This window comes from Rhodoblastus acidophilus, from assembly GCF_900187365.1.
Classification (GTDB): Bacteria; Pseudomonadota; Alphaproteobacteria; order Rhizobiales; family Beijerinckiaceae; genus Rhodoblastus; species Rhodoblastus acidophilus.
Window position 1 is genome coordinate 1,026,824 of sequence record NZ_FYDG01000001.1, and the last position, 17,504, is coordinate 1,044,327.

At 66.6% G+C, this 17,504-nt stretch carries 19 protein-coding genes; 5 read left to right on the top strand and 14 right to left on the bottom strand.

The genetic code is table 11. The features are described 5' to 3' along the window. Positions 1-10 precede the first annotated feature (10 nt). The 6 genes from CFB24_RS04355 to cysS all read right to left on the bottom strand — a co-directional run bounded on the left by CFB24_RS04355 (position 11) and on the right by cysS (position 5,588). Positions 11-388 (bottom strand): hypothetical protein, encoded by a 378-nt coding sequence (locus CFB24_RS04355; protein ID WP_141098348.1) that lies wholly within the window; start codon positions 386-388, stop codon positions 11-13. A 136-nt stretch (positions 389-524) separates the two neighbouring features. Further along, on the bottom strand, positions 525-1,622 hold the full coding sequence (ppk2, locus tag CFB24_RS04360) for a polyphosphate kinase 2 (RefSeq protein WP_425332113.1): 1,098 nt from the start codon (positions 1,620-1,622) through the stop codon (positions 525-527). Positions 1,623-1,920: 298 nt separating this feature from the next. Next, positions 1,921-3,513 carry a citramalate synthase gene (gene cimA / locus CFB24_RS04365; RefSeq protein ID WP_088519304.1) on the bottom strand — a complete coding sequence of 531 codons (1,593 nt, stop codon included), beginning with the start codon at positions 3,511-3,513 and terminating at the stop codon, positions 1,921-1,923. After that, complete coding sequence (locus CFB24_RS04370; protein ID WP_088519305.1) at positions 3,510-4,007, bottom strand: GNAT family N-acetyltransferase; 498 nt, start codon at positions 4,005-4,007, stop codon at positions 3,510-3,512. The genes cimA and CFB24_RS04370 overlap by 4 nt, the downstream gene beginning before the upstream one ends. Beyond that, positions 4,007-4,147, bottom strand: coding sequence for a hypothetical protein (locus CFB24_RS22995; RefSeq protein ID WP_170068149.1), 141 nt, complete (start codon positions 4,145-4,147; stop codon positions 4,007-4,009). Before CFB24_RS22995 ends, CFB24_RS04370 begins: the two co-directional genes overlap by 1 nt. A 61-nt stretch (positions 4,148-4,208) precedes the next feature. Beyond that, positions 4,209-5,588 (bottom strand): cysteine--tRNA ligase, encoded by a 1,380-nt coding sequence (cysS, locus tag CFB24_RS04375; RefSeq protein WP_088519306.1) that lies wholly within the window; start codon positions 5,586-5,588, stop codon positions 4,209-4,211. A 211-nt stretch (positions 5,589-5,799) separates the two neighbouring features. On the opposite strand from cysS, the gene CFB24_RS04380 reads away from it, so the two are divergent. Both CFB24_RS04380 and CFB24_RS04385 read left to right on the top strand, forming a co-directional pair. Further along, on the top strand, positions 5,800-6,753 hold the full coding sequence (locus tag CFB24_RS04380; protein ID WP_088519307.1) for a cation diffusion facilitator family transporter: 954 nt from the start codon (positions 5,800-5,802) through the stop codon (positions 6,751-6,753). Positions 6,754-6,876: 123 nt separating this feature from the next. Then, positions 6,877-7,167, top strand: coding sequence for a hypothetical protein (locus tag CFB24_RS04385; protein WP_088519308.1), 291 nt, complete (start codon positions 6,877-6,879; stop codon positions 7,165-7,167). 57 nt (positions 7,168-7,224) lie between these two features. On the opposite strand, the gene cowN is transcribed toward CFB24_RS04385, so the two are convergent. The 3 genes from cowN to serB all read right to left on the bottom strand — a co-directional run bounded on the left by cowN (position 7,225) and on the right by serB (position 9,302). Next, complete coding sequence (gene cowN, locus CFB24_RS04390) at positions 7,225-7,521, bottom strand: N(2)-fixation sustaining protein CowN (RefSeq protein WP_088519309.1); 297 nt, start codon at positions 7,519-7,521, stop codon at positions 7,225-7,227. Positions 7,522-7,641: 120 nt separating this feature from the next. Beyond that, positions 7,642-8,367, bottom strand: a complete 726-nt coding sequence (locus tag CFB24_RS04395) for a PAS domain-containing transcriptional regulator (protein WP_244593171.1) — start codon at positions 8,365-8,367, stop codon at positions 7,642-7,644. Between the two features lie 2 nt (positions 8,368-8,369). Then, positions 8,370-9,302: a phosphoserine phosphatase SerB gene (serB, locus tag CFB24_RS04400; RefSeq protein ID WP_088519311.1), complete on the bottom strand. Its 933-nt coding sequence runs from the start codon at positions 9,300-9,302 to the stop codon at positions 8,370-8,372. Here serB and miaA point away from each other — a divergent pair. Together miaA and CFB24_RS04415 are read left to right on the top strand one after the other, a co-directional pair. Continuing rightward, the gene (gene miaA, locus CFB24_RS04405; RefSeq protein ID WP_088519312.1) at positions 9,294-10,214 is read left to right on the top strand and encodes a tRNA (adenosine(37)-N6)-dimethylallyltransferase MiaA; all 921 of its coding nucleotides are present in this window, start codon (positions 9,294-9,296) and stop codon (positions 10,212-10,214) included. The two genes, serB and miaA, sit on opposite strands and share 9 nt — an antisense overlap. A gap of 148 nt (positions 10,215-10,362) precedes the next feature. Further along, the gene (locus CFB24_RS04415) at positions 10,363-11,484 is read left to right on the top strand and encodes an SAM-dependent methyltransferase (RefSeq protein ID WP_206605454.1); all 1,122 of its coding nucleotides are present in this window, start codon (positions 10,363-10,365) and stop codon (positions 11,482-11,484) included. Between the two features lie 13 nt (positions 11,485-11,497). Here the strand turns inward: CFB24_RS04415 and CFB24_RS04420 are convergent, their stop codons facing one another. The 3 genes from CFB24_RS04420 to CFB24_RS04430 form a co-directional block, all read right to left on the bottom strand. After that, positions 11,498-12,427: an SDR family oxidoreductase gene (locus CFB24_RS04420; RefSeq protein WP_088519313.1), complete on the bottom strand. Its 930-nt coding sequence runs from the start codon at positions 12,425-12,427 to the stop codon at positions 11,498-11,500. 26 nt (positions 12,428-12,453) lie between these two features. Beyond that, complete coding sequence (locus tag CFB24_RS04425) at positions 12,454-13,494, bottom strand: carotenoid 1,2-hydratase (protein ID WP_088519314.1); 1,041 nt, start codon at positions 13,492-13,494, stop codon at positions 12,454-12,456. Positions 13,495-13,593: 99 nt separating this feature from the next. Further along, positions 13,594-14,061: a DUF2269 family protein gene (locus tag CFB24_RS04430; protein ID WP_088519315.1), complete on the bottom strand. Its 468-nt coding sequence runs from the start codon at positions 14,059-14,061 to the stop codon at positions 13,594-13,596. Positions 14,062-14,583: 522 nt separating this feature from the next. Between CFB24_RS04430 and CFB24_RS04435 the strand changes: the two genes are divergently transcribed. Beyond that, positions 14,584-15,249, top strand: a complete 666-nt coding sequence (locus tag CFB24_RS04435) for an NAD(P)-dependent oxidoreductase (RefSeq protein ID WP_088519316.1) — start codon at positions 14,584-14,586, stop codon at positions 15,247-15,249. A gap of 12 nt (positions 15,250-15,261) precedes the next feature. On the opposite strand, the gene CFB24_RS04440 is transcribed toward CFB24_RS04435, so the two are convergent. Both CFB24_RS04440 and CFB24_RS04445 read right to left on the bottom strand, forming a co-directional pair. Continuing rightward, positions 15,262-16,587 (bottom strand): sensor histidine kinase, encoded by a 1,326-nt coding sequence (locus CFB24_RS04440; protein WP_088519317.1) that lies wholly within the window; start codon positions 16,585-16,587, stop codon positions 15,262-15,264. Beyond that, on the bottom strand, positions 16,584-17,264 hold the full coding sequence (locus CFB24_RS04445) for a response regulator transcription factor (protein WP_088519532.1): 681 nt from the start codon (positions 17,262-17,264) through the stop codon (positions 16,584-16,586). Before CFB24_RS04445 ends, CFB24_RS04440 begins: the two co-directional genes overlap by 4 nt. Between the last annotated feature and the right edge of the window lie 240 nt (positions 17,265-17,504).

Here is a 17,504-nt window from a genome sequence, read left to right on the forward strand (position 1 = left end):
ATGGAACGCTTCAGGCGGCGAGCGTGGGTTCGACGAATTCCACGCCCATCAGCAGGCGGCGGTCGTCCAGCACATGCAAACTCGGCGCGTGGCCCTCGCTATGCGCGAGCAGGCGGATGCCGTGGCGCAAAGCGTAGACGATATGGCCGGCGCGCTGCTTGCGCGCTTCGCTCGGCTGCGCGCTGATGCGAATCTCGACATGGGCGTGCGAGTCGCTGGGCTTTTCCTCCGCGACCTGCAGCACGACGTCGGTCTCGAAAATGCGGGCTTCGGGATCGGCGGGATCGTCGAACATAGGCGCGACGATGGTCGGCAGCTTTTCGGCCAACCAATGAATCTCGTTCTCGTTGACGTGCCGGTCGTTGAACTTGACGAGGACTTTGACCATGCGAATCTCCATTGCCTAGAGGACGTCGGTCCGCGCAAGCGAATCGCGTCAGCGCCGACTGTTTCGGCGACGTTACGGAACTTTGACAGTTTCAACGCAAGCGCAGCAAAGCGCAAGCGTCACGATGCGATGCCGGCTACCCCCTCTTCAAGTTCGGATGAACGGTCTTGTCGATGATGTTCATGTCGCGGCCGATGACATGCTCGGTCGAACCGACGATCAGCGGGTCCGGGGCGTGGACAATGGACAGATCCTTGTTCGGATAAGGCAGCGACCACAGGAAATGCGTCATGCAATTGAGCCGCGCCCGCTTCTTGTCGTCGGATTTTATGATCGTCCAGGGCGCGTCGGCGGTGTCCGTATAGAAGAACATCGCCTCCTTGGCCTCGGTGTACTCATCCCACTTGCCGAGCGAGGCCAGGTCGATCGGCGACAGCTTCCACTGTTTCAGCGGATCGTCCTTGCGCGCCTCGAAGCGGCGGCGCTGTTCCTCGCGCGACACCGAAAACCAATATTTGAACAGCCGCACGCCGGAGCGCGCCAGCATCTGCTCGAACTCGGGGCATTGCCGCATGAATTCGAGATATTCGGTGGGGGTGCAGAAGCCCATCACGCGCTCGACCCCGGCGCGATTGTACCAGGAGCGGTCGAACAGCACGAGTTCGCCGCCCGCCGGCAATTGCGAGATATAGCGCTGAAAGAACCATTGCGTGCGCTCGCGCTCGGTCGGCTTCTGCAGCGCGACGACGCGGGCGGTGCGCGGATTCATGTGCTCCATGAAACGCTTGATGGTGCCGCCCTTGCCGGCGGCGTCGCGCCCCTCGAACAGCATGACGATCTTCTCGCCGACCTGCTCGACCCAGCGCTGCGCCTTGAGCAATTCCTGCTGCAATTTCAGCATGTGCTCTTCATAGGGCGCCGTGCGCATGTGCTGCGCGTAGGGATATTCGCCGGTTTCGAAGACGCGGCGGATGGCGACGGGATCGTGGCGCATTTGCGCGAGCCGGTGATGCGCCTCGGCGGCTTCGGACGCGGCGGCGGCCGGCGCCTTGCCCTCGGGCGCGTGCTTTTTGCCCTCGGCCGACTTGCCAGCGCGGGGCGCGGATTTGGCCTCCGGCGGCGCGGCTTTGGCCGGCGCGGCTTTCGCTGGCGCGGGGGGCGGCGCAAAGGTTGGCGAAGGCGCGGAGTCGGCGGGGACCGTGGAGTCTCGGTCGGCTTCGGACGGCGGGACGATATCGTTCACGCGTTTCCTCTCTCCGGGCCTCGCCCGGACCTCACATGGCCTGATATTATTGTGATAAAGCTGCGCCGGCCATGATCAGGCGCAAGCCTGTCCAGCTACAGTCCGGCGGGGGCCGGCGGCGATTTTCGCCCGCGGATTTCGCGCCGCGACGGGCGCGGGCGACGACTTGGGCGCGGCAACAGTTTCTTCGGCAAAGAAAATTCGCGTAAGCGCATGAGCGCGGCCCGATCCCTTTTCCACAACCTCCACTTGCATGAGCCGCATTTAAGATCGCGTTAAGCCGGCCGCCTCAGGCGGCGCCCGACTTGAGCAATTTGTAGGCGACGGCGTCGAGCAGCGCTTGGAACGAGGCGTCGATCAGATTGGCGGAGACGCCCACCGTGGACCAGCGCTCGCCGTCGCGGTCGCCGAACTCCACCAGCACGCGGGTGACGGCGTCGGCGCCGCCCTGGAACACGCGCACGCGGAAATCCAGCAGTTCGATATCCTCGATGAATTTCTGATACTTGCCGAGATCCTTGCACAACGCGAGGTACAGCGCGTGCACGGGGCCGTTGCCCTCGGCGGCGGAAATCAGGCTCTGGCCATCGACATTGACCCGCACCGTCGCTTCCGAAAAGGTTTCGAGTTCGCCTTGCGCATTGTGGCGGCGCTCGACATCGACGCGGAAACGCTCGATCTCGAAATAGGCGGGCACATGGCCGAGAACCCGGCGCGCCAGCAGTTCGAACGAAGCGTCGGCGCCTTCATAGGCGTAGCCCTGCGCCTCCTTCTCCTTCACGGTGGCGAGCAGCCGGTTGACCCTGGGGTCGTCGCGCGCCACCGTCACGCCCAGACGCTCCAGCTCGGCCAGAATGTTGGACTTGCCGGCCTGGTCCGACACCAGCACGCGGCGCTGGTTGCCGACGCTTTCCGGCGTGACATGCTCGTAGGTGCGCGGGTCCTTCAACACGGCGGAGGCGTGGATGCCCGCCTTGGTGGCGAAGGCGGACGCGCCCACGTAAGGCGCGTGGCGATCCGGCGAGCGGTTCAGCAGCTCATCGAGCGTATGCGACAGCTTGGTCAGGCCCCGCAGCGAATCGAGCGACACGCCGATCTCGTAGCGGTCGGCCATGTCCTTCTTCAGCAGCAGCGTCGGGATGATCGAGCACAGATTGGCGTTGCCGCAACGCTCGCCCAGCCCGTTGAGCGCGCCGTGGATCTGCCGCGCGCCGCCGCGCAACGCCGCGAACGAATTCGCCACCGCCTGTTCGGTGTCGTTGTGGGCGTGGATGCCCAAATGGTCGCCGGGCACACGCTCCGCCACCTTGCGGACGATCTCCTCGATTTCATGAGGCAATGTGCCGCCATTGGTGTCGCACAAAGCCACCCAGCGCGCCCCGGCTTTATACGCGGCCTCGGCGCATTGCAGGGCGTAATCGGGATTGTCTTTAAACCCGTCGAAGAAATGCTCGCAATCGACGATCACCTCGCGGCCGGCTGTGACGGCGGCCTTGACGCTGTCGTCGATGCCTTCAATATTTTCCTCCAGCGTGCAGCCGAGCGCGACATGCACCTGATAATCCCAGGCCTTGGCGACGAAGGCGATGGCGCTGGCGGCGCTGTCGATCAGCGCCGCGACGCCCGGATCGTTGGCGGCCGAGCGTCCCGCGCGCTTGGTCATGCCGAAGGCGGTGAACCGGGCCTTTCGCGTGCGCTTGGTCGAAAAGAATTCGGTGTCGAGCGGATTGGCGCCGGGATAGCCGCCCTCGACATAGTCGATGCCCAAGGCGTCGAGCAGGCCGGCGATCTGCTTCTTGTCGTCGAGCGAGAAATCGACCCCCGTGGTCTGGGCGCCGTCGCGCAGGGTGGTGTCGAACAGATATACGCGCTCGCGAGTCATTGCGTCGGTCCCGTCATGGCAGGAAGGTCTTTGGTCATGGTGGTGTTGCCCAAAACTTCGTCGCCGACGAAGGTCATGTTGCGCTTCTGCGGCGCATAGCCGCGTCGCGCGAAAAACCCTTCGGCGCCGTCGCTGGCGTCCACGGTGAGTTTTTTCGCCTGGCGGGCGGCGGCGAGTTTCTCCATCGCGTCGCACAAGGCGCTGGCGACGCCGCGCCGGGCGAAATGCGGGTGGACATAGAGCATATACAGCGCATCCGCGCCTTTGAGCGCGGCGAAGCCGGCGATCGCGCCCCCGAGCGTCGCGACGATGGTGAGGGCGCCGGCGAGCTTTTTCGCGAATTCGGCCTCGTCTTCGGCCAGGGCGCTCCAGGCCTCGACCTGGGCTTCCGAATAATCCTCAACGCCCAAGGTTTCGACGCTCAAGCGGAACAACGCCGCGAGCGCGGGCGCGTCGGCCGGCAAAGCGGGCCGCAGTGCGATATTTTCCGCCATCAGATCAAGCCCTTCCAGCGCAGGCCGATCATGATCGCCAAGCCGAGCACGACAATCTTGGCGGCGATGTACCACAGCCAATGCGCCGGGAAGGGCAGCGAGTCGCGCCAGGATTTTTCGCGGTCGTCAGGTTGGGTCATTGGGCGTCCGATGTGATGAAGGCCGGTCAGGCTTCGTCTTCCCGCAGGCGGGGAGAGGGAGTCACCCCACCTCCCAGCTTGTCTCCAACTCGCCGGTTTGCTTGTTCTTCGCGTCCATGAGCTTGACGCCCATGCCGACGAGAACGTCGCGCAGACGGTCGGATTCGGCGAAATTTTTGGCGCGGCGGGCGGCGAGGCGCTCCGCGATCAGCTTTTCCACGGCGGCGACGTCGATGTCGGCGGAGGTTTTGGCGTCCCAGACGGCGGGATCGTCATGCAGCAGCCCCAGCAGATTCGCCGCGCGCAAAAGCTGGTCGGCCTCTCCGGCGCCCGCCAGCGCGTGCAGTTCGGCGATGGCCTTGGGCGTGTTGAGGTCGTCGCACAGCGCTTCGAGGAAAGGCGCGGGCAGCACGCCGGGCTTGGCCTTGCGCTCGCGCAGCAGGGCGTACCAGCGTTGCAGAACCTTTTCGGCCTCCTCCAGCGCCTTGACCGTCCAGTCGATCGGCTGGCGATAGGCGCTGCGCAGCATGGCGAGGCGCAGAACCTCGCCCTTCCACGCCCGCCCGCCGAATTTCTCCTCATGCAGCAATTCGTGGATGGTGATGAAATTGCCCAGGCTCTTGGACATTTTCTCGCCTTCCACCTGCAGGAAGCCGTTGTGCATCCACACATTGGCCATCACGTCATGGCCGAAAGCGCAGCGGGTCTGGGCGATTTCGTTCTCATGATGCGGAAACACCAGATCAATGCCGCCGCCGTGAATGTCGAACACTTCGCCAAGGTGCTTGTGCGACATGGCCGAGCATTCCAGATGCCAGCCGGGCCGGCCGAAGCCCCACGGGCTGTCCCAGCCCGGCTCGCCCTCTTTCGACGGCTTCCACAACACGAAATCCATCTCGCCGCGCTTGTAGGGCGCGACGTCGACGCGGGCGCCGGCGATCATGTCGTCGAGCGAGCGCCGCGACAGCCGGCCGTAGTCGGGCATGGACGGCACGTCGAACAGCACATGGCCGTCGGCGGCGTAGGCGTGCCCCGCGGCGATCAGCTTCTCCACCAGCGCGATCATTTCCGCGATATGCTCGGTGGCGCGCGGCTGCACATCCGGCGGCAAGCAGTTCAGATCCGACACGTCCTGCTGGAAGATGGCGTTAGTGCCTTCGGTGAGTTCGCGGATCGACACGCCGCGCTCGGCGGCGCGGGCGTTGATCTTGTCGTCGACGTCGGTGATGTTGCGGACATATTTGACGTGCTTCCAGCCGTAGATCTCGCGCAGCAGCCGGTACAGCACGTCGAACACGATCAGCGGGCGCGCATTGCCGATATGGGCGAAATCATAGACGGTGGGGCCGCAGACATAGAGCCGCACCCGGCTGGAATCGATCGGCGCGAAAACTTCGCGCTCGCGAGTCAGCGTGTTGTAAAGTTTCAGGACGGCGGACATGGGACTCCCCTGCTCTGGCCGGGGCGTCGATCTCACGATTTTGAGGAGACATGACGGCGCCAGCCAGCTTTTCAGCTAGCTGATGATAATAATCCGGCAAAGAGTGTTTGGCGGCGTCATGGAAGAACCATGCGGGTTTCGCCGCGCGTCGTCAAGAGCGGGCCGGCTTGCTTCCGGTTGGAACACGTATAGATTCGGCCCCGGAGGCGACATGAGTTCCACGCACGACCACGCAAGCCACGATCACGATCATGGCCACGACCATACTCATGGCCACGGCCATGTCCATGCGCCGCAAAGTTTCGGCCGGGCCTTCGGCTGGGGCATCGCGCTCAACACCGGCTTTGTCGTCATCGAGGCCGGCTACGGCTTTGTCGCCAATTCCATGTCGCTGCTCGCCGACGCCGGCCACAATCTCGGCGACGTGCTCGGGCTGGCGGTGGCCTGGGTGGCCAGCGAACTGGTGAAAAAGGCGCCGAGCGCGCGCTTCACCTATGGCCTGCGCGGTTCGTCGATTCTCGCCGCCTTGTTCAACGCGGTGTTTCTGCTGGTGGCCGTCGGCGCCATCGCCTGGGAGGCTTTGTGGCGGCTCGGCGCGCCGCAGCCGGTGGAGGGCGGCGTGGTGATGGCGGTGGCGGCCGCCGGCATCGTCATCAACGGCTTCACCGCCTGGCTGTTCGCCTCGGGCAAGGACGACATCAATTTGCGCGGCGCCTTCCTGCACATGGCCTCGGACGCGCTGGTCTCGGCCGGCGTGGTCGCCGTGGGCCTGATCATCGCCCTCACCGGCGCGCTCTGGCTCGACCCGGTGGTCAGCCTGGTCATCAGCGCCCTGATCATCTGGGGAACCTGGCGGCTGCTGAAGGAATCGCTGGCCATGTCGCTGGCCGCCGTGCCGCCGCGCATTGACCCGGCCAAGGTGCGCGAATTCCTGCGCGCGAAAAGCGGCGTCGCCGCGCTGCACGACCTCCACATCTGGCCGATGAGCACAACCCATGTGGCGCTGACCTGCCATCTGGTCATGCCCTCAGGCCATCCCGGCGACGCCTTCCTGCACGACCTCGCCGAAAGTCTGGCGCATGAATTCGGGATCGACCACGCCACGATGCAGATCGAAGTCGATCCGTCCCGCGCCTGCGCCCTGGCGCCGGACGAAGTCGTCTAACCGGCGCCCCAGGCCAAAAAAGGACAGGAACTCGCGCGCAAAAAGTCCGATTTGGTCCGCGTTCTGCTCCAGTTCATGCTTATCCCCTTAGACAGGAGGCGGCGTTTCGAAGAGGAGCCAAACATGAAAAAACTGATGCTGGCCGTTGCAGCTCTCAGCCTGCTGGGCAGTCTGGCGCCAACCGCCAGCCAGGCGCAGAACTGTTCGCGGCTGCGCTGGGCGTGCGAGCACAAGGACGAGCTAGGCCTTGAAGGCGCAGGCACGTGCCGGCGCTATCGCGAAGCCTGCTCGGGCGGCCATGAAGAAAACCGATGCGCGAAATTGCGCTGGACCTGCGAGCACAAGGACGAGCTAGGCCTTGAAGGCGCGGGGACCTGCCAGCGTTATCGCGAAGCCTGCGGAGGCTATTACTAAACGCCGGGTGAAATTCCGCCGGATCGCGTCGTCCGCGTCCGGCGGAAACCGTGCAGGCTAGAAACATTCCTCTTCCAGCTTCTTCAAATCCTTCAGCGCCTGTTCGTCGTCATGGTCCTCGAACAGTTCGACCATGTAATAGACGTGGGAATGCAGCAGCAGCAGCTTGTCGGTGATGGAGTTCTCGCCGGCCTCGATGGCGGCGAGCCGGCCCTTGAAGCGGTCCCAGAAGGCGTTGCCGGTCTCGGGATTGTCGATGTAGCGGCGCAGGTGATCCAGGACGCGCGCCATATTCCCTTCAAAGTCGATATCGAGAAAACTGACGTAACGGTCGGGCTGGGCGGCTGCGTTCATGGTCGGCTCCAAAAGTGGATTTGCGCCACTAGAACGCAAGCTTTTCCAAGCGCGCAACGGCCAACACGCGACCGGCGACGCCCTTGCACGAACGGTCGTTTGCCTGCATAAGCGGCAAGCCTAAAAAGCCAGCAGCTTACGCAAACGCTCGACCTGACGCCGCCCCACCGGAATCCGCGCGCCGGTCTTGTCGGCCATGCGCAGGAACCAGGCGCCGTCGAGACGCTCCGCCGCGCGCACATGGCTGAGATTGACGATATGGCGGCGATGAACGCGCACGAACAGCGCGGGATCGAGCCGCGCCTCCAGCGCCGCCAGCGAGCGCGGGCAGAACGCGGAAAACTCCAGCGTCAGCGCCTCCGCATAATGGCCCTGGGCGGACAGGGCCGCGACCCGGTCGATGTCGATCAGCGCGGTGACGTCGCCCATGCCCTTCTGGATCGGCAGTTTCATCAGGAACGCGTCGGGTTCCGGCTCCGGCTCCGGCGCGGCCGCGAGATCGCCGAGCGTGAAGAACATCAGGATCGCGCCGACGTCGTCCGGCCCCGGCCCAATGCGCAGCGCCATCGCCCGCGCGAGAAGATTGCCCATGCGGGTGGCGACGATGATCGCCGCCCCCAGCGGGGTCTCGCCGGCGCTGGCGATCAGCCAGCCGACTTTGGCGCGCGCTTCGGGGGGATGAAGATCGAGAATGTCGACGCCGAATATATCGCCGCCCGCGCCGCCCAGCAGGTTTTGCACCGCGCCGTTCACCGCCAGAACCCTGCGGTCGCGGTCCAGCGTCACCACGCCGATCGGCAGGCGCTGCAGCCGGTACTCAAAGGTTTGCCCTTCGCCGGCGGCCACGTTCAGCTCACGAATTCGTCGAGCCGATAGCCTTGCGCGAACAAAAGCGCGGTCAGGTCGGAATGGTCGATGCGGGCGTGGGCCGCGCTCGCCACCGCCGGCTTGGCGCGAAAGGCCACGCCGAGGCCCGCCGCCTCCAGCATGTCGAGATCATTGGCCCCGTCGCCCACCGCCAGCGTCTCCTCGGGCGCCAGTTCAAGCAGCCCCCGCAACTCCAGCAGCGCGGCGAGCTTGGCGGCCTTGCCCAGCACCGGCTCCTCGACCTCGCCGAGAAACTTGCCGTCCTCGATCTTCAGGACATTGGCGCGGTTTTCCTGAAAGCCAAGCTTTTCGGCGATGGCCGAGGTGAAGACGGTGAAGCCGCCCGACACCAGCGCCGCATAGGCGCCATGGGCGCGCATGGTCATCACCAGTTCGCGCCCGCCGGGATTGGGAACGATTCGGGTGGCGATGGCCTCGTCCACAACAGAAACATCAAGCCCCTTGAGCAGCGCCACGCGCTCGCGCAGCGCCGGCTCGAAGGCGATTTCGCCGCGCATGGCGCGTTCGGTGATCGCGGCCACCTTCTCCTTGAGGCCGACGAAATCGGCGAGTTCGTCGATACACTCCTGCCCGATCATGGTCGAATCCATATCGGCGAGGAACAGCTTCTTGCGGCGCCAGGCGCGCGGCTGCACGAAAATATCGACCGGCGCGCCGCCCAGCGTCATGCGCAACACGTCGGCGGCGGCGCGGCAATAGCCGACGTCGGCGAAAGACCCGTCGTCGGGATTGCCATGGGCGGCGCCCGGTGCGAAAGGAATGTCCGCCGCGCGGTTCGGCGCCAGAATTTCGGGGTCCCGCGCGCCCGGCAACCTGCGCGCCGCAGCGGCGATGAGATCGGGGCTGATCGTCTGAGCGTCGGCGGCGCCGACCAGAGTCGCGACATGGGTCATGCGGTGTTGAACGCTTTCAAACTTAAGAATCGCAACGACTTGCAAGCGGTGCTCATCGCAGGTCCGACGGCAAGCGGCAAGACGGCCTTGGCCGCCGAAATCGCGGAAAAATTAGGCGCCGCCGCGATCAACGCCGATTCCATGCAAGTCTATGGCGATTTGCCCATCCTTTCAGCGCAGCCGACGGCGGCGGAAACCGCCAGGGCGCCGCATATGCTTTTCGGACATATCGATGCGGAAAGCAATTATTCCGTGGGACGGTGGCTCGACGACGCCCGCGCCGCGCTGGCGGACTGCCGCGCGCGCGATCTGATTCCGGTGTTCGTCGGCGGCACCGGCATGTATTTCAAGGCCCTGTTGCAGGGCCTGTCGGACATTCCCGCCGTGCCGCCGGAGGTGCGGGCGCGCGTGCGCGCCGCTTGCGACGGCGTGGCGCCGGCGGAGCTGCACGCCCGCCTGTCCAAGGTCGACCCGGAAACGGCGGCGCGGCTGCGCCCGACCGACCCGCAGCGCCTGATCCGCGCGCTCGAAATTTTCGAGGCTTTTCAGGCCCCTCTGGCGCGTTTCCAGGGCGCGCGCCAGCCGCCGCTGCTGAAGGCTGAACGCTGCCAATGCCTGTTTCTCGCGCCGGAGCGGCCGGTTCTCAACGCCCGCATCGACGCGCGCTTCGACCGGATGATGGAAGCGGGCGCGCTGGAGGAGGTTTTTCGGCTGCGGGCGCGCGGGCTGGATCGCGCCCTGCCCGCCCTGCGCGCGGTCGGCGCGCCCGGCCTGCTGGATCATCTCGACGGCGCCTGTTCGCTGGAGGAGGCGGTGGCGCGGGGAAAACGCGACAGCCGCCACTACGCCAAGCGGCAGTTCACCTTCGCGCGCACCCAATTGCCGGAATTCCAATGGATCGCGGCGGCGTGACCCCGCGCCCCTGAGCGCGGCCGCCAAGTTGACAGCAACGGCGAACAAGGGCCTAGTGCCAACCATGGCCTGCGCCGTCCCGGCTGATTTCGAGCTGGGGCGCGCGGGATTTTAATGACGACGCTCATTTCGCGGCCAAGGGGGAGCCATGATCGACTTTCTGGCGAGCGCGCACGCCATCGACCTGGTGCTGGCGCTGATCGCCGTCGAGGCGGTCGTGCTCTACCGACTGGCGCGGACGGGCCGCTGCCCGTTGCGGCCGCGCGAAACCCTGCTCATTCTTGCGCCCGGCGCCTTCCTGCTGCTCGCGGCGCGCGCGGTGATCGCCGGCCTCCCCGGCCTGTTGGTCCCCGCCCTGTTCCTCGCCGCCCTGATCGCGCATCTGACGGATCTGCGCCGGCAATGGACGAATCGCCAACGCGTGGCCGCGTCCGGCGATCATGCCGAAACCGGCCTGCCCGCGCTGTCGCCGCGCCTGCTCTATCGGCTCGCCTCGACCCATTCGTTCTCAGAGCGCGGGATGTATCTGAACCTCGGTTACTGGGCCGAGGCGCGGACCATTGACGAAGCCTGCGAGGCGATGGTCGAACTGGTCGGCAAGACCGCCGGCATCGGCAGCGCCGACGACGTCGTGGACGTCGGCTTCGGCTTTGGCGAGCAGGATATTTACTGGACCCGCCGCTTCGCGCCGCGAGGGATCGTCGGCGTCAACATCACGCCCGAGCAGGTGCAAGCGGCGCGCGAGCGCGTTCGGGCTGAGGGGCTTGAGGACCGCATCGACCTGCGCGAAGGCTCGGCCACGGCGACCGGCCTGCCGGACGCCTGTTGCGATGTGGTCACCGCCGTCGAATGCGCCTTCCATTTCGACACCCGCGAGCAGTTTTTCGCGGAAGCCGCGCGCGTGCTGCGGCCGGGCGGCCGCATTGTGCTGGCCGATTCCATCCCGATGCGGGCCGAACCCGATCCCTGGCGCAACCCGCTGCGCGCTGCGCTGTTCAGCATCGCCCGCGCCGCGCTCGCGGTGCCGCGCGCAAACGTCTATCCGCGCGACGTCTATGCCGCCAAGCTCGCCGCCGCCGGCTTCGAGGACGTGCGGGTGGAGTCGATCCGCGACCACGTGTTTCCGGGCTGGAGCCGCGCGCTGGCCGAGGACGCCGGCCTGCGGCGCCGGCTCGGCCCGGCCGGCTGGCTGCTGCGCAACTTCCCCGACGCCGGGATGAAAGACGAATTCGATTACGTGCTGGCGTTCGCGCGCCGCCGGACGACCTGAGCCGCCGACTGTTTTACCCGAACCCCACGCCGGCCAGCCGCTCCAGCGCATCCCACAATCCGGCGGCGACCGTCGCGTCCAGCGCCGCAGGCGGAAAGTGCGCGGCGCCCGGCGGCCCCCGCGTCTCGAACACACGGGACGGCCCATAATAACCGCCGCCGCGCGCCTCAACGGCGGTCGCGGCGAACAGGATGTGCGACGCGCCGGTGGCGGCCGAGGGATTGAGCGGCTGAATGACATATTTGGCGACCCGCCACAGCGCCGCCGCCGCGCCGCGCGAGGCGACGCCATTGCCGATAATGTCGGTTCGCGCGACGCCGGGATGCGCCGCCATCGCCGCGACGCCCCAGCCAGCCGCCGCGCTGCGGCGCTGCAGCTCCAGCGCCCACATCAGCGCCGCCAGCTTGGTCATGCCATAGACCTTCAAACCGGCATAGCCGCGCTCTGACTGTAGGTCGGACAGATCGACTTCCCCCCAATGTGCGGCGAGGCTGCCGACATTGATCACGCGCGCGCCGGGCCGCTGGCGCAGCAAGGGCGCCAGCCGGGCGGCGAGGGCGAAATGGCCGAGCACATTGGTGGCGAACTGAAGCTCGAAGCCGTCTTCGGTCACATGACGATCGGGCGGCGCCATGATCCCGGCGTTGTTGACCAGCAGATCGACGCCCCGGCCCGCCGCGCGCATGTCCTCAGCGAAGGCGGCCACCGAGGCGAGCGAGGCGACGTCGAGCCGGGCGAAGCGGACGTTGGCCTTGGGATGGGCCGCGCGCAGCCGCGCCAGCGCGTCGGCGCCCTTGGCGGGGCTGCGGCCGGTCAGGACGACTTCGGCGCCCGCCGCCGCGAGGGCCAGCGCCGTCTCGTACCCCAATCCGCCCGTCGCTCCGGTGACGACCGCCAGCCGGCCCGTTTGCATCGGCATGAGGCGGGCGGTCCAACCGGTCATCGACAGACTCCGTGGCAGCGAGGGGGTCAGCGCATGGCGCGCGGGATCCGGAATGGCAGCAGCGTTTGCACCCAGCGCGAATTGAACCGGTCGAGGCAGAGGCTTTCGTGCATGGCCGTCGCGGTTTCGCCCAAAATGTTCGTCTCCAGCACCGAGCGGGCGTAGAACGGCGTGTCCTCCAGGGTTTTCACCACGCGCGCGCCGCCCTGCCGGTCGACGCGCGTGCCGCGCTGCACCCGCCACAAGGTCGAAGGCAGCTGGGCGAAGGGCGGAGCCTCGAACGGCTTCACATCGCCGTTCGGATCGAAGCGGAGACCGAGCGTCGGGCCGTCGCCGTCGCGGCCGGTCACGTCATACAGCACGGCGGCGCCGCGCTTCAGCGCCGTGCGCGACCAGTCCCAACGCTTGAACGCCGCCTCCAGCGGTTCGTCGCCCCGGTTCGAATCGAGATAGCCTTCGCCGGACCAGCGCAGCGCCGGCCGCTTCAGATCGACCTCGACCCGCGCGCACGGGGCGATCGGCTCCCAGAAGTGACGGCCGGCGGAATCGAGTTGATACGGCTTGCCATGCACCGCCGTCGGATAGACCCGCACGGTTCCGCGAATGCGCTTGGGCAAGGGCACGGCGATCTCATCAATGTGGATCGTCAGCGCGCCGTCACGCCACTCCAGCGAACTCGGCCCGATCTGCAGCCAGGTCTTGTCGCGCTTGACCGCGTCGCTGCCGCGTTCGGTCATGCTCCAGCGCTTGCCCTCGCCATAAATGGCGACGTTCAGCGACACATGCTCCAGCGGATCGCCGCCGCCGCGCCGCCGCATCGCGGCGTAATAGGGCGAGAAGACGCTGCCGACCAGCGCGATGATGGTGATGCCATTGCGCCCGTCGTCGCTGAGCGCGTCGACATACCACCAGCTGTAGCCGCCCTGCGCCACCGGCGCGTTGAATCGCGGCCCCTGAACCGGTTTGTCGTCGCTCGCCGGCGCGTCGCCGCCTCCGCCGCCCGATTGTTCGATTCGGGAAGCTGGCGGCGCCGCATCGGTGGTTTGCAACAACTCGTCTTCGGGCATGAAGGGGCCTTCTCCTCAGGTGATGATGGCGCAACCATTGTCGAGGACTGAGGATTTGGCAAGACTTGAACGCGCGTCAGCCTCCGGCGGCGGGCCGGTTCAGAAACTGGGCTTGGCCACCATGAAATACAAGCCCAGCGTCAGCGGAACGGTCGAAATCAGCCCCCAGATCAGCCAGGTGAAGCTGTCTTTTTTGTAGGAGGCCGGCACGTCGCCGATAATTGCGAAATCCCGCGCCGCGCCCGCCTGCCGGATCTGGATGGGAACGAGCACGCCGACCCAGATCGCGCCGGACACCCCGAGCATGAGTTGCCCATAAGCCAGCCAGGGCGTCGAAAACAATGGGATGTGGCCAGAAAGCGCGGCGCCGTAGCCGCCGATCACCATCAGCATGCCGCCGGTCAGGGTGAAGGTGAAGTCCGTGACCGTCACGAGCCATTGCGCGAAGGCGACGATCTGCGTCTTGCAGGTGCGATCGGCGAAAACCTTCCAGAAGGCGGTGACGGTGACATTGCCCACCATCAGAATCAAACCGAGGATATGGACGCCTTTGAAGAACTCGTACATGAGACAGTTCCGATGGGCGCTGGCAAGACTAGGGCGTCGCCCCAAAACCCTTCAAGGCTATTTCTTGCCACACATCCTCTCTCTGGGGAACTTATTGGCTCTGCGACAAAAAAACGCATACCTTGAACAGAACAGTCCCAAACGGAAACCACCCTTTGCCTGGGCTTTCGCGCGGGAATGCAAGGAATCATTGGGGCTCGCCGTCCGCGTTACGTTGTCCCGGAGCATATGTCCTGACCATGCTTCCCGGAACGCCGCTGCGACGCCGGGGCGATCCCTGACATCACGACGCTGATGAGTCGGGATTTCCCTTACACGCCTGGAGCGACTTCCCTGACAAAACAACTGCGGCGGCGGCAAAAACGCGGTCCGGCGGCCAAAACCGGACGCCGCGCCGGATCGGGCGCTTCCCCGTCGCATTGCCCCGCTCAAGCCGCCATGATAGCCCGTCGTCCGAAACGCTGACTCTGGCGCGGTCGGCGCGAGCCGGCTCGGCCCGCATGAAACATATGGGGTTCTGTCTTGAAAGTCGTTGTTTTCGGAGCGACCGGCAGGGTCGGACGCGCGGTGGCCTTGACGCTGCTGGCCGCGGGGCATGAGGTCACCGCTTTCGTGCGCGATCCGCGAAAATTGCCCACGCAACAGCCGATTCCCGCGATCGTCGGCGACGCCGCCAACGCCGAGGATGTGGCCAAGGCGGTCGCCGGTCACGACGCGGTGGTGATCGCCCTGGGCGACCCTCGCAACCCCGTCCTGCTGGCGCTGGGCGCGCAGCGGGAATCCTGCGCCCATATTTGCGAAAAAGGCACAGCCAATGTGATCGCAGCGGCGAAAGCGGCGGCGGTCCGGCGGCTGATCTGCGTCACCAGTTACGGCGTCGGCGATACGCGGGCCGTGCTGCCGGACATGCACAAGCGGATCTTCCGCTGGCTGCGGCTGACCGAGCAGCTCGAAGACAAGGAGCGGCAGGAGGCCCTGGTCAGGCAGTCCGATCTCGACTGGACGCTGGTGCAGCCGGTCGGCCTGACCGACGGCGCCCTCACCGGACGCTGGCTGGCCAGCGCGACGGGCGAACGGCGCAAGCGCACGATCAGCCGCGCCGATCTGGCCGCATTCATCGTCGACACGCTGTTGCTCGGCGGCGCCCACATGCGCGAGAGCGTGGTGGTGTCCGGCCTGCCGATCTAGCCGGCGCCGCATTCACGAAACCGTCGCCGCGAAATCGAGACTTGCGCGCACGCCCGCGCCGGGGATGCGCGTCCATTCAAAGCGCGCGCCATGAATTTCGGCGATGCGGCCGACAATCTTCAGCCCAAGCCCCTGCCGGCCGACGCAGCCCGGGCCGGCGGACGCCTTGGCGATCGCGCAGCCGTCATCCACGACGGAAAGCGACGCGCCCGGCCCGGCCTCGACCTGGATGGCCGCGCCTTTCGGCGCGTGCCGCACGGCGTTCTCGATCAGATTGCGCAGGGCGTTCTCGACCAGCGCGCGATGGCCCTTGAACGGCGTCGCGCCGAGATCGTCGAAGGCGATGCTCTTGCCCGAGGCATAGATCAGCTCCGCGAGATCGCCGACAATCCGCTCGGCCAGTTCCGCCGGGTCGATCCTGTCCATGGCCGCGTCGGCGGCGCCCTCGACCCGCGCCAGATCGGTCAATTGCTCGACGAGATGGTTGAGCGCCTGCAAGTCCTGCTCGACTTTTCGCGCGCGCGGGTCGGAGATTTTCGCCAGCTCCAGCCGGGCCACGGCCAGCGGCGTTCGCACCTCATGCGAAATGGCCGTCGTCAGCAGCCGCTTGGTGCGCATCAACTCGGCCACGCGATCGAGCGCCGCATTGACGGCCTGCGTGAACCCGGCGATCTCGCGCGGCATGCCGGCCGTCGCCAGCCGGCCCGGCGGCGTCCTCGGATCGAGCAGGCTGATCTGACGCGCGGCCTTGGCGACGGGATGCAGCACTTGCGCGACGGAAAGAATGTTCGCGCCGAGCACGAAAACCAGCATCAGGCTCATGGGAAGCAGCATGTGGTCCAGAACTTCGTTGGCGAGCACGTCGTTCAGCACGCCGTCGCGGTCGCCGAGAATGGCGACCTCGACCATCACCGGTTCCGGCGTTTCGGTCGCGATCCGGCCGCCCGCGACATAGAGCGGCTTGCCCGGCCGAATCGGGCGCATCCAGAACGCCAGCGTCTTCAGGTCGAGCGGCGGGAAATAGCGCTCGCAAGCGCCGTCGCAATTGGAGAACAGCTGGGTCGAGGCGGTGCGCACCCTGACGTAATATCCGCCCGCCGCGTCGCCATAGCGCGCGCGCCGGCCGGGCGGCAAAGCGTAGGCCGGTCGCCCCGCCTCGATCGAGACGCCGGCCCCCAGCGCCTTGGTCTCCATTTCGACCGCCAGCCGCCCGAGATTGTGGCTGTCTGTCCAATATTCCGCGAACACGCCGGCGAGTTGCGCCAGCATGGCCAAAGCCGCGAAGAACGCCAGCCGCCGCACCACCAGAACCAGCAGGGACGGCGGCCCGCGCCTCATGATGGCTCGACCTCGCGCATGAGGTAGCCGACGCCCCGGATCGTCTCGATCGCCGCGCCGGTGGGCAAGCCGTCGAGTTTCTTGCGCAGCCGCGACATGGCGAGGTCGAGCGCATTGGTGGAAAATTCGTCGCCGAATTCGGACAGGGCGTGTTCGAGCTTGCGTTTGGGCGTGACGCGGCCGACGTCGCGCATCAGCACCTCGACGATGGCGCGCTCGCGCGGCGTCAAGGACAGCTCGGCGTCGTCGCAGCTGAGCACGCCGCTGGCGGGGTCGTAGCGCAAGCGCCCCGCCTCCAGCACGGCGGGCGCGGAATCGGGCGCGCGACGCAGCAGCGCGCGGCAGCGCGCCAGAAATTCGCGCGGGTCGAACGGCTTGACGAGATAATCGTCGGCGCCGGCGTCGAGGCCGGCGATGCGCTCGTCCACGGCGCCGCGCGCGGTGAGCGCCAGGATCGGCGTTTTCACGCCCTGGCGGCGCGCATCCCGGATCAGGTCGAGGCCGTCGCCGTCGGGCAAGCCGAGGTCGATCAGCAGCAGGTCGAAGGGCGTGGTGGCGATGGCCTCCTCGCCCTCCCCGGCGGTTCCGAACGCGTCGATGCGCCAGCCGGCGTCGTGGACGCGTTCGGTGAGAAGCTCCCGCAGGCGCGAATTATCCTCAATCAGCAGCAGTCTCATGCGCGCTTCCCGCCGGTCGTCCTCGCCCGGATCAGGCTCCCGCCGCAGTATGGCGCAAGCGAGGATTTCATGCACGCGCTCCCGATCTTTGGCGCCCGCGCATCCTGCCCGGACGCCGCGCGCCTCACCGGTTGACGCACTGGTCGTATCTGATGACGCATTGGCCCCGCTGCGAGAACAAGCGCCCCACGGCGTTTTGCAAACACTGATATTTTCGGTCGGCGCAGACGTCGATGCGTT

Coding starts and splice junctions, on each gene's coding strand:
- CFB24_RS04420 (WP_088519313.1), bottom strand. CDS start 12,427: ATGACCGGTTGGACCGCCCGCCTCATGCCGATGCAAACGGGCCGGCTG.
- CFB24_RS04415 (WP_206605454.1), top strand. CDS start 10,363: ATGATCGACTTTCTGGCGAGCGCGCACGCCATCGACCTGGTGCTGGCG.
- CFB24_RS04425 (WP_088519314.1), bottom strand. CDS start 13,494: ATGCCCGAAGACGAGTTGTTGCAAACCACCGATGCGGCGCCGCCAGCT.
- CFB24_RS04355 (WP_141098348.1), bottom strand. CDS start 388: ATGGTCAAAGTCCTCGTCAAGTTCAACGACCGGCACGTCAACGAGAAC.
- CFB24_RS04440 (WP_088519317.1), bottom strand. CDS start 16,587: ATGAGGCGCGGGCCGCCGTCCCTGCTGGTTCTGGTGGTGCGGCGGCTG.
- miaA (WP_088519312.1), top strand. CDS start 9,294: ATGGGTCATGCGGTGTTGAACGCTTTCAAACTTAAGAATCGCAACGAC.
- CFB24_RS22995 (WP_170068149.1), bottom strand. CDS start 4,147: ATGACCCAACCTGACGACCGCGAAAAATCCTGGCGCGACTCGCTGCCC.
- CFB24_RS04380 (WP_088519307.1), top strand. CDS start 5,800: ATGAGTTCCACGCACGACCACGCAAGCCACGATCACGATCATGGCCAC.
- CFB24_RS04385 (WP_088519308.1), top strand. CDS start 6,877: ATGAAAAAACTGATGCTGGCCGTTGCAGCTCTCAGCCTGCTGGGCAGT.
- cimA (WP_088519304.1), bottom strand. CDS start 3,513: ATGACTCGCGAGCGCGTATATCTGTTCGACACCACCCTGCGCGACGGC.
- CFB24_RS04370 (WP_088519305.1), bottom strand. CDS start 4,007: ATGGCGGAAAATATCGCACTGCGGCCCGCTTTGCCGGCCGACGCGCCC.
- cysS (WP_088519306.1), bottom strand. CDS start 5,588: ATGTCCGCCGTCCTGAAACTTTACAACACGCTGACTCGCGAGCGCGAA.
- CFB24_RS04430 (WP_088519315.1), bottom strand. CDS start 14,061: ATGTACGAGTTCTTCAAAGGCGTCCATATCCTCGGTTTGATTCTGATG.
- serB (WP_088519311.1), bottom strand. CDS start 9,302: ATGACCCATGTCGCGACTCTGGTCGGCGCCGCCGACGCTCAGACGATC.
- CFB24_RS04445 (WP_088519532.1), bottom strand. CDS start 17,264: ATGAGACTGCTGCTGATTGAGGATAATTCGCGCCTGCGGGAGCTTCTC.
- cowN (WP_088519309.1), bottom strand. CDS start 7,521: ATGAACGCAGCCGCCCAGCCCGACCGTTACGTCAGTTTTCTCGATATC.